The sequence below is a fragment of the Solibacillus merdavium genome (genome assembly GCF_014836935.1).
GTDB classification, from domain to species: domain Bacteria; phylum Bacillota; class Bacilli; order Bacillales_A; family Planococcaceae; genus Solibacillus; species Solibacillus ferritrahens.
This window is the reverse complement of sequence record NZ_JACSPW010000004.1, coordinates 1-11,180: the sequence shown is the minus strand read 5'-3', so window position 1 is coordinate 11,180 and position 11,180 is coordinate 1. Positions and strand designations below refer to the sequence as shown.

Annotated in this window: 5 protein-coding genes; 3 read left to right on the top strand and 2 right to left on the bottom strand. The window is 36.9% G+C overall.

Annotated elements, in window-relative coordinates:
- Window positions 1-26 precede the first annotated feature (26 nt).
- Window positions 27-3,464 carry an S-layer homology domain-containing protein gene (locus tag H9632_RS05700; protein WP_191703159.1) on the top strand — a complete coding sequence of 1,146 codons (3,438 nt, stop codon included), beginning with the start codon at window positions 27-29 and terminating at the stop codon, window positions 3,462-3,464.
- A 118-nt stretch (window positions 3,465-3,582) separates the two neighbouring features.
- Here H9632_RS05700 and H9632_RS05695 read toward each other — a convergent pair whose 3' ends face one another.
- Window positions 3,583-4,473, bottom strand: a complete 891-nt coding sequence (locus H9632_RS05695) for a sulfurtransferase (RefSeq protein ID WP_191703158.1) — start codon at window positions 4,471-4,473, stop codon at window positions 3,583-3,585.
- A 285-nt stretch (window positions 4,474-4,758) separates the two neighbouring features.
- Window positions 4,759-4,911: a hypothetical protein gene (locus H9632_RS05690; protein WP_191703157.1), complete on the bottom strand. Its 153-nt coding sequence runs from the start codon at window positions 4,909-4,911 to the stop codon at window positions 4,759-4,761.
- Window positions 4,912-5,384: 473 nt separating this feature from the next.
- On the opposite strand from H9632_RS05690, the gene H9632_RS05685 reads away from it, so the two are divergent.
- Together H9632_RS05685 and H9632_RS05680 are read left to right on the top strand one after the other, a co-directional pair.
- On the top strand, window positions 5,385-8,684 hold the full coding sequence (locus H9632_RS05685) for a DUF6359 domain-containing protein (RefSeq protein ID WP_191703156.1): 3,300 nt from the start codon (window positions 5,385-5,387) through the stop codon (window positions 8,682-8,684).
- Window positions 8,685-9,023: 339 nt separating this feature from the next.
- A complete protein-coding gene (locus H9632_RS05680) occupies window positions 9,024-11,021 on the top strand; it encodes a S8 family peptidase (RefSeq protein ID WP_191703155.1) in 1,998 nt (665 codons plus the stop codon).
- Window positions 11,022-11,180 lie beyond the last annotated feature (159 nt).

Sequence of the window (11,180 nt, the reverse complement as noted above, 5' to 3'; positions counted from 1 at the left end):
GTTTACAAAAAGGGAGAAATGAGATAATGACTAAGAAAAAGTATTTGAATGCAGCACTTGCAGCAGCGCTTGTGGGGTCTGCCATTGCCGTAGTGGCTCCAGCGACTGCTGAGGCAAGTTTTAAAGATTTAAAGACGACTGATTATTTTTATAATGATATATTAAACCTACAACAACGGGGGATAATCCAAGGCTTTTCTGATGGTACATTCCGCCCGAATGCTCAGGTGACGCGTGGACAAGCAGCGAAAATTTTAGCTGGTGCTTTAGGACTGGATACAGTAAACGTAACAAATCCAGGCTTTAAAGATATTCCGGAAAATCATCAATATTTCGGCGCGATTGCCGCTTTAGCCAATGCGGGAATTATTAGTGGGTATGAAGATCAAACGTTCCGTCAAGGCGAACCGATTTTACGTAACCACATGGCGAAAATGATTGCTAATGGCTTTAAGCTAGTAACATTAGAAGGTGATATACCATTTACGGATGTTCGTAAAGATTATGCACAATATATTGCAGCATTATATGAGAACGAAGTCACTACTGGTAAAACAGCTACTACGTTTGATGGTGCGTCTAATGTAACGCGCGGCCAATTAGCAACTTTTGTGGTACGTGCAGAAAATGTTCAGGCTAATGAAGAAGCAACATTCACGATTAATGAAGTTACAGGAACTACTATTAAAACTTCAACAGGCGAATTAAAAGCCGCTTCAGCAACACAAGCAATTTTCACCGATTCAAATGCAGCCGCTTTAAAAGGTGCACAAATAACAGCAGTTGTAAAAAATAATGAAATAGTAGAAGTGAAAACTTTATCAATTGCAGCCGCTAGCTCTGAAGAAGCACCTGCAGTATTAGATTTAGGACAAGCGATTATCTCTGGTAACGTAATACTTAATAGCGCATCCGTTAAAATTTCAAATGCTACAATTCAAGGGAAATTAGTTATTGATCCTATTAAAGCTTCTCCAGTAGCATCTTTAGGAGCACTTGTAGCTAATAGCACAAAAAGTTCTACAATTACATTGGATCAGGTTACTACTCCTACAATTGAAGTAAACCGTAATGATACAACGGTAGCTGGTACAGCAACTGTGGATACATTAACTGTAGTGAAAGCTGGTACAGCTTCTATTAATATCGAAGGAACAATTAAAACAGTAAACGTTCTTGAAAAAGACTCAAACATTACTTTAGGTACAAATACTAAGGTCGGTAAATTTATATTACCAGTAGGTGCTAGTGCAGTTGATGTTATTAAAAACTATGAGTCGATTAAATCAAATATTGCTCAAATCGTAACAGCTGATGGGGTTAAGGTAGAAGCACCGACAACTTCTGGCTCGAACTCAGAATACATTCCAACATCAAATGGTAATCGTGTGGAACAAATTTCAGGCTCTACAATTTCTGCAGCAGGTACATATGGTCCAACAACAGGCAAACAAGTAATTACTGGTGATTTATTCATTAATACAGCGAATGTAAACTTACAAAATGTTACAATTAACGGCAATCTTATTTTAGGTGAAGGTATCGGTGAAGGAGATGTTCATTTAAATGGTGTTAATGTAACGGGTCAAACGATCGTTAAAGGCGGCGGTAAAAACAGTATTTACTTTACTGACTCAGTATTAGCGATAGTAATCGTAAATAAAAATACAGGTGCTGTTCGTATTGTTGCACAAGGTAGCACACAAGTATATGAAGTACAATTAGAAACACCAACTTTAGTAGTTGAGCAAAACTTAGCTGAGGGTTCTTCTGGCTTTGAAGACATCACTGTTTCTGAAGCAATGCAAACAGCTGGTGAAGGCTTCCAAGTTGAATTAACGGGTGTATTTGAAACAATTAACTCACGAGCGACAAATGTTCGTATTAATTTAAGTGAACAAACGGATATTCGTACATTAGTATTAAATGCAGCAGCAGAAGTATTAGGTAAGGGCGTTATTCAACAAGCTCACATTAATGCAGAAGGCTCTACACTATCTCAACGTCCACAAAACTTAGTATTAGACATTAATCGTGGATACAGTTCAGTAAATATTGCTGGTGAAACAGTTACAGAGAGCTACTCTGATCCAAATGCAACGGCAACATTAACATCGGCGTTAGCTTCACAAAATGCAATTTCGTTACAATTAACAAACTTTATTGCTGGCTTAACGATGTCTGATTTTGAAGTGAAAGCATACATTGATGGCAATGAAGTGGTATTACAAGGTTTAGAATATGATGCAAATAAACAACGTATTACGTATACACCACTTCATGTGGCTGAAAATGCTGGGAAAACTGTTCAAGTGAAAGTAACTTCTAAAAATGCTAAAGTAACTGGGGTTGATTTAGCTTCTTCATACGAAGTAAAAACAGGCTTTGCAGGTCGTATTACAGATATTCAATATGTTGGTATTCCAAACTTATCGATTAAATTCCGTGCAGGTTCAGGTACTACACAAGGTGAGGTAGTAGCAACTGCAACAACAGATGCGTACGGTTACTATTCAGTGACTTTACCAGCAGGCGTTTATACAGGGGAATTCTCAGCACCTGGTTATGTGACTTCTTACATGATTGGAAATGCTTCTACGGATGTATTTTTAACGGATCAACATGAAACAGCCATCCGTGCAGCAGCTTCACAAGAAATTAAAATTATGCTTTCTTGGGACAAGGATCCAAGTGATTTAGATTCTCATTTAGAGGGGCCAACAGTAGATGGTGAGCAATTCCACATTTATTTCGGGGAGAAGCGTACAACTTCAAATGGAATCGTTTATGCGGATTTAGATTGGGATGATGTAGATTCTTACGGTCCAGAAACGACAACAATTCGTCAATTATTAGATGGAGAATACCGTTTCTATGTACATCATTTCTATGGTAGTAATACACTACGTACATCTGGAGCAAAAGTTCAAGTGTTCTTAGGGAATGCGACAGCTCCAGCCCATATTTTCGAAATACCAGAAGGTGAAGGGACAGAGATTTATTGGAACGTATTTGATTTAGTTGTAACGAATAATGGTGAGAATGTAGAAGTTCGACCAGTTAATACTTTATCAGAGCCACGTGAACCACAAGTTGAATATCCAGAAGAAGACACGGATAACCCGGGAGAAGAAACAGAAACTCCAGTGAATACTACGAATGATACAGCAGGTGTAATTACAACTACAGCTGACACAGTAAATATTGCGTTTACAAACACAGAAATTACGCAATTAACGACAATTGACTCAATTGAGATAATTGCTGGTACAACTGCAGACACAATAACTATTACAAGTGCAGATGGCATTGCAGTAACAACTACTGAGGATGGAAAAATTAATATTTCATTTAATAAAATAAGATTTGCAAGTTTGGTTGAAACAGATATAACAAAAGTAACAATTCGTTTCCGTGATGAAAATGGTGAAATAAAAGAGCTTGAAGTAAGCATTAATCAGTAATGATAGAAACTGCGTGATCCTAGTATTAAGGAATCACGCAGTTTTTTTGTGTGTTTATGGTTGATGATTTGGACGAGGGTCGTTTCTCATATTATATAATTCGTGGGAAAGACCTCGGTCATCCCCTCACCAACGGACAACTCTCATCGCTGGCCCATTCATTCAACGAACCATCATACACCGCCACGTTTTCCTGACCTAATTTATTCAATAATAACGCGTTCCATGTCGCGGCAATTCCGCCACCACAGTAAGTAATGACTTTTTTGTTTGGATCAAGTGCGCCTAACTTTTCAAATGTTGCTCGTAACGTAGCATCGTCGTTAAGTAAGCGGGTTTCCGGATTAGAATGAGCACCGAAAAAGGCATGTTTGCTTCCAGGGATATGACCAGGGCGTGGGTATGTTGTTGTTTCACCACGGAAATCGGCCTCTGACAAACTATTGATTAACACAATATTTTCATCACCCAATGCTGCTTTTACCTCATCTTTTGAGACAATTAAATGTTCGCGGCGTTCACTAGCAAATGGCTTCGGCTCATATTCTGAAATGCCCGATTCTGTTGGGCGTCCGTCGAGCTTCCATTTACGGAATCCGCCGTCCAGCACAGCTACATTATCAAAGCCTTCATATTTTAACTGCCAGCGTAAACGTGCTGACCAATCGGATGCTAATATATCGACATTTACTAATGGACCACGGTCATAGATTACTACATATGATTCATCCGTAATTCCTAACGGTTCCACTGCTTTTAGAAATTGTTCTCGGGTTGCAATTGTAAAAGGTGCCGTTCCATTGGGATTAGTGAAATCCTTTAGTAAATCAGCATAAGCAGCTCCCGGGATATGTTCTTCCTGGTATGCTTCAAAACCAGACCATAATTCTGGCAAACCTTGGCCTTCTGGAATTTTTAAAAAAGTAGAGGCATCGATTAAGCGTAAGTTTGGATCCTTTAGACGTGCTTCTAACCAGTCGCCATCTACTAAATAAGGTATAGTTCTCATCTTTAACAAACTCCATTTCTCTATTTTGTTTAGTCTCTATCTGTATAAATTTTACTTTAGCACAAATGTCTAGTAAATTCATTTGATATGTATGGAATATTTAGTGATTTGCTACTTCCCTTAGTAAAGTTAAAATTTCATTTAAAGAAGTAGAAAGTATAAAAGGATAGGTAGACCGAAAAAACAAAATATACTCATGAGCACCTGCCTCTACACAAAGAAAAGAAACCAAGGTCAAACCTTGATTCCCTCTCTTCAATGTGTTGAATTGTATTCAAATATAAACTAGTTCCAAGCTGTGCGTTCACTAACAGGTTGATTTTTTTCTGTAGATTTCTGTTTTTCTGCAAGTTTGTTGGATGAACCGGGGTGTAGTTCAGAACCAAATTCTTCATGCAGGAACTTCTGACGCACTTGATTGACTTGTAACTTATTCACAGAATGTGCCTTCTTAACAATGATTTTGTTAGAATTTTTGTTCATATTTGATACCTCAACCTCCATTAAGTTTTGAAAAAGCTAATTAGGATATGTCCTAACCTTTTCACTCTATAGATTAACCGATAATAAGAATTTTATTAATTTGTAATCAAAATTTACTTTTAGGCATTTTTAAAATAGCATACCGTCCAATTCACATATATCTTTAAAGTTAATAGAAGGTATTTAGTAATGTTTTATTTACATCATTAATAGTATCAAATATGTATTTTAATCATAATTCTAAAAATTCTTATTATCTTACAATTTATTTAACATTTTCCTGTTAAAATAAATCCGTTAACCATAATGATTATAAGAAATAGTGAGATAAGGAGAGGATATATAACCATTTGGAGTAAAATGATAGTTTTTTAAGTTTTACATTTTTAATCCATCCAAACTATAAAACACGATAAGGAGCTAAATGAATGAATAAAACAGGAATTAATCATTTCATTTCTAAAATTGCATTATCATTTTTACTTGTAATTTCAATGATTTTACCTCATCTGGCAGTTGTAAATGCGGAAACGACAGAGGCCATTGGGGTTGATGAAGCAATCAGTTTGTTTGATGCAACGACTGTTAAGCCAAATGTTACTGTAGAGGGTTATATAGTAGGGTTTGCCAAAAGTGAAACGACCTATGTGGTGGAAGCAGAAAGCGATACTAATATTGCGATAGCACAAACTCCGGGTGAAACAGATGTAACGAAAATGCTTTATATTCAATTACCATCTTCACCTTCTACATTTAGAGCTGAATTTGGTTTAAAATCGAACCCAAGTAATTTAGGGGTTAAAATTAAATTAACAGGTTCGTTGGAGAAATACTTTGGGAACCATGCAGGAATAAAATCTTTATCTGCCATAACTTTTGTTGGAGAGAATCCACCTAATCCGGGCGAGCCAACTGATCCTCCAGATGGAGAAATTATTTCTATTAGCGATGCACGTAAAGCTGCAATCGGGGAAGTTGTGATTGTATCAGGCATTGTGACAGCAAAGTTAGAAACGGCTACAGCTCATATCCAAGATGAAGATGGAGCAGCAATTGCAATTTACCCTGTAGATAGTCTTTCTGCTAAGGTGGGAGACCTTGTAACAGTTCAAGGCAAAGTAGCTGAGTACAGTGGATTAAAACAATTAACAAATATTACGCTCGTAGGCACACCGGTTTCCTCGGTAGTACCACAGCCACATATCGTGACAAGTGCAGGCATTACAGAAGAAAATGAATCAAGACTAGTAACGATTAAAAATGTAGCAATTACTGGATCAGGGCAAAACTTCACAGGAACAGACACGGCTGGTACATTCGCTATTTATGATAAAACAAGAAATTCCGGTTTGGTTACTGGTAAAACGTATGGTGAAATTACGGGCATCGTTGGTCAATTTACAAACCATCAGCTGCTTCCAATCCGTATCATAGAAGATACGACGAAAGTTCAGGACGTTAAAGCTTCTCATACGGGTGGGGTGACAGCAGGTACGAACGTAACACTTTCTACAATTACAGAAGGTGCAACAATTTATTACACATTGGATGGCTCAACACCAACTACAGCAAGTACAAAGTATACAGGTGAGATTACGGTTAATAATCCGATGACGATTAAAGCGGTAGCGGTGAAGGAAGGTTTAACAAACAGTGCAATTGCAATGTTTGTTTACGAAATTATTGATACTGAAAATGCAATAATTAGTGATATTCAAGGGGCGGGACATACATCGCCATATCTAGGTTTATCTTTAAATGATGTAGAAGGAGTCGTAACATTTGTTATGGATTCTTCGAGCTTTATAATGCAAGAAGATGAGTCGGCATTCGATGGCGTAAAATCAACAGCGATTAAAGTAAATAAATCGGCGCACAATGTAGTAGTTGGAGACACTGTAAAAGTAACAGGTGATGTAATTGAAGTAGGTGGAAACACGCGTTTAAAAGATACACAAATTACAGCAACAACAATTACAAAAACAGGTAATACAGTAATGCCAGAACCTCTTGTTATAGGAGAGGACTTATTCCCACCAAACAAAGTTATCGATAATGACAATTTTGCAATTTTTGATCCACAGGAAGACGGTATCGATTTCTGGGAATCAATCGAGTACATGCGAGTATCATTCCCAGATGCGAGAGTAATTGGGCCAATCTATAATAATGATTCACCAATCGTCGTACCGAGTACAACAAATAACATATTTAACGTAAATGGCGGTTTAAATATTGCTGCTGATGATTATAACCCGGAAAAGATTATGCTTGAAGGGGTAGGAGGTAAAAATTATGAATCAGGCGATCGTTTTAATGAAGCGCTGATCGGATTTGTGGAAAATTTTTCGGATGGCTACCGACTGAATACGAATAAAGTGTTCCCGGAAGTAACAAAGGCGAATATTCAGCAGGAAGTCACACATCTGGAACCAGTAGCGGACAAGCTTAATGTCGCAGCTTATAATATCGAAAACTTCTCGAATAATAGTGCAAATACGCCAGATGAAAAAGTAAGAAAAATTGCCTCAAGCTTTGTGCATAATATGAAGTCGCCGGATATTATTACATTAGTGGAAGTACAGGATAATGATGGTCAAATCGATTCAGGAAATGCAGATGCATCAGAAAGTTATATGCGTTTAATTAACGCAATCAAAGCTGCAGGTGGCCCTTCTTATGATTGGACCGATGTTACACCGATTAACAATACAGTTGGTGGTGCACCAGGCGGCAATATTCGTGTAGGTTACTTGTACAACCCGACACGTGTTTCACTAGTAGACGGTGTAAAAGGAACGGGTGATCAAGCAAACTCATGGACAGCAGAAGGAAGCCTGACATTGAATCCAGGTTTTGTCGACCCATCAAAATTTGAAGATACACGTAAACCAATTGCTGCAGAATTTGAATTCCAAGATGAACGAATCATCGTTATTGGAGCGCATTTAAATTCTAAAGGTGGAGATGATTCACTTTGGGGACCAACACAACCCCCAGTATTAGGATCTGTACCGGAACGTCTTGAGCTGGCAAAGGCAATCAATGACTTTATCGATGAAGGCCTTGCAAAAGATCCGGATTTAAATGTTGTCGTAGCAGGTGATATGAATGACTTTGAATTCACACCGGCACTTGAAACATTAAAAGGTGATATTTTAACGAACATGGTGGATAAAGCACCGGAAGAAGATCGTTTTACTTACTACTTCCAAGGAAATAACCAAGTACTGGATCATATTTTAGTATCAAATAATCTTGCGAATATAACGGAAATTGATTTGATTCATATTAATGCGAACTTTACTGAAGCACAAGGACGTGCATCGGACCATGATCCAGTATTAGTTCAAATTGACTTGAAGGCAGGGAAAGAAGAGATACCAACACCAATCGTACCTGAAAATGTGTACAGCTATAAAAACTACAAAACAGGTAAGTTAATCATGAATCGCCCTAGTATTTCTCTTACTTTAGGGGAAAATACGAATATTAAAAACGGGGTGGCGGTATTTAGTCAATATGCGGAATTCCACGGAGAAGGATTTGCGGACAAAACAGTCACAATCAGTCCGAAAAAAGGGAAGGCAATTATTGATTTTAAAGGAACGCAAATAGGCAAAATTATTATTGAAGGCAAAAATGTAAAAGAAATTCGCAATTTACCTGCAGGAGCGAACATTACGTATACAAAAGGAGCTTCAGCAGAGGATATTGAATTTAAGTAATGAGAGTGGGACATACGTAGAAATCTCATTGAATAAAAAGAAATCTTATTAAGAAATGGATATTTAATAAAATTGATTGGAATGGAGGAGCGACTCCTACAGGCTCAGGTGTCACGCCCGTGGAAAGCGTCCTCGTAATGGAAATCAATTTTGTATACAGCGAAAAAACATCATTTTTCTCTCGGAGAAAAATGATGTTTTTGGTTTTGTCCCAGCCTCATTAAAATATCAATATAGTATCCAGTCACTGAAATTTTTATGGAAGAGGCTGGGTTTTTTTGATGAATGTGATATGTTATATATAGGGAATCTATACTTATTAAGTAAGAGGTGTAAGGTATGAAGAAAGTTATTTTTGGAATTGTTTTGTTTTTCGTAATGATGATGTTAACACCATTATCTAGTGGGGAAGCTGCTTCGGAACAACAAACAAATATTATTGTTAAATATGCCGCAGAGTATGATAAGAAGCAGATTATACAACAATCGGATTCGGTCATTAAGGAATATAATCAACTTCCTTTACTGGAAATTAATATTTCAGAAGAGCGATTACAAGCATTAAAGAAGGATAAACATATTGAATTCTATGAAGAAAATCTTTCATTTTCTATTCAACATCAGTTTAAAGTAGCAAACCTATCGACTGCTGAATTGGAACGCTGGAATTTAAAAGCGATGGATGTCCAACAAGGATGGAATGCTGGATTTACTGGTGAAGGTGTAAAGATTGCAATTATCGATTCTGGAGTTGCAAACCATTCAGATCTTACTATTGCAGGTGGGGTTGCTTTTGTAGGAGATAGCTATGAAGATGATCATGGTCACGGCACGCATGTTGCTGGAATTATTACTGGGAAGCATAACGGAACTGGTGTAGCCGGCATTGCGCCAAATGCTGAAGTTTATGCTTTAAAAGCAATTGGAAAAGATGGTAAAGGCGATGTATCCGATGTCTTAAAAGCAATTGACTGGGCAATTGAAAACAAGGTGGATATCATTAATTTAAGTTTTGGTGATTTAGAATATGCAAAATCTCTTCATGAAGGCGTAAAAAAGGCTGCTGACAACGGTATTATGATTGTAGCAGCAAGTGGTAATGAAGGGAATGACAACGGAACGGGAAATACAATTAATTACCCGGCTCGTCATGATGAAGTGATATCTGTAGCCTCGATTAATCGTCAATTCAAACGTTCTTCATTTAGTGGGACAGGGGATACAAATGACTTTGCTGCACCGGGTGAAGAGATTTACAGTACATATTTAAATGGGCAATATGCAACATATAATGGAACTTCAATGGCAACACCCCATATTACAGGGTTACTTGCACTGTTAATGGAACAGTATCCATATGCTACACCTGCAGAGTTGCGCGAAGGGTTACGCTATATCGCAGAAGATTTAGGTGATGTTGGATATGATACTTTATATGGATATGGTCTTCCGAAAATTCAACTTCCGAATAGTCAGGTCATTAATGAAATATTAAATAGCGATGTATCGGTAAAATCAAAATTTAGTAAAATTGAAACAATGCCCAATACAATAGAAAAATTAGCTTTAAAAAATGAATGGAATAAATCACAGCAAACAATCATTACACAAATCGATCAAATATTAGCGGACTTTGCGAAAAATCCTAATGAGCAGAAAAATAACCAATTAAATGAGCTTTTAACAGAGGTTGTTTCGACAGATTTAAAGTTTCGCAAACAAAAGGAAATAGATGCTGTAATTGCTGCCTTAATTGAGCCGGCTGTAAATGCTGTAAATGTATTTAGCAAAAATAAAACAATTTATAATTACAAAAAGGCAGATGCCGAATTAAAAAAACTTCCTTCCTTAAAGGCGAAGCAGGAGCTTGAAATAGCATTAAATGAAGGATTACAATTGTTTGCAAAAAACGCTATTGACAGCATAGCGCAATATGAAAAGCAACCTACAAAAAAGAACTATGATTATGCACATTTTTCAATTAATAGTTTACCAGATTCGTCCATCAAATCTGATTTAATGGAAAAAATGAATAAACAAGTACAAACTGCGGTTAAACAAGCGACAGCTAAAATTTCTTTATATGAGAAAAAACAAACATTAAAGAATTACAATAATGCTAAGGAGTTTATACAAGCAATATTTGATGATAAGCAACGTACCCTGCTCGAAAAGAAAATTCAAAAAACCGTAAATAATAATATGGCTAAAGCAAAAGTACGTGTCGCAAATTACGAGAAGAAAAAAACAGAGACAAATCGTAATTTAGCAATAAAGCTGGTACGTGAGTTGCCTAATAGTAAAGAGAAAGAGCAATTATTGAAACGGTTAAAATAGTAAGTTCTCTTATATCTTATTAAAACAAAGGTTGGTTTTGGCATAATATTAAAAAGCGGCATTTCACATTAAGTGAAATGCCGCTTCAGACTGTAGACAAACTCGAAGAAATTCGAGTTTGCCTACAGTCTTTTTTGTTTTAAAATAAAGTTAACTGAT

Bases quoted from the DNA above. Each gene is read 5' to 3' on its own strand.
- H9632_RS05700 (WP_191703159.1), top strand. From the start codon at position 27: ATGACTAAGAAAAAGTATTTGAATGCAGCACTTGCAGCAGCGCTTGTG.
- H9632_RS05695 (WP_191703158.1), bottom strand. From the start codon at position 4,473: ATGAGAACTATACCTTATTTAGTAGATGGCGACTGGTTAGAAGCACGT.
- H9632_RS05685 (WP_191703156.1), top strand. From the start codon at position 5,385: ATGAATAAAACAGGAATTAATCATTTCATTTCTAAAATTGCATTATCA.
- H9632_RS05680 (WP_191703155.1), top strand. From the start codon at position 9,024: ATGAAGAAAGTTATTTTTGGAATTGTTTTGTTTTTCGTAATGATGATG.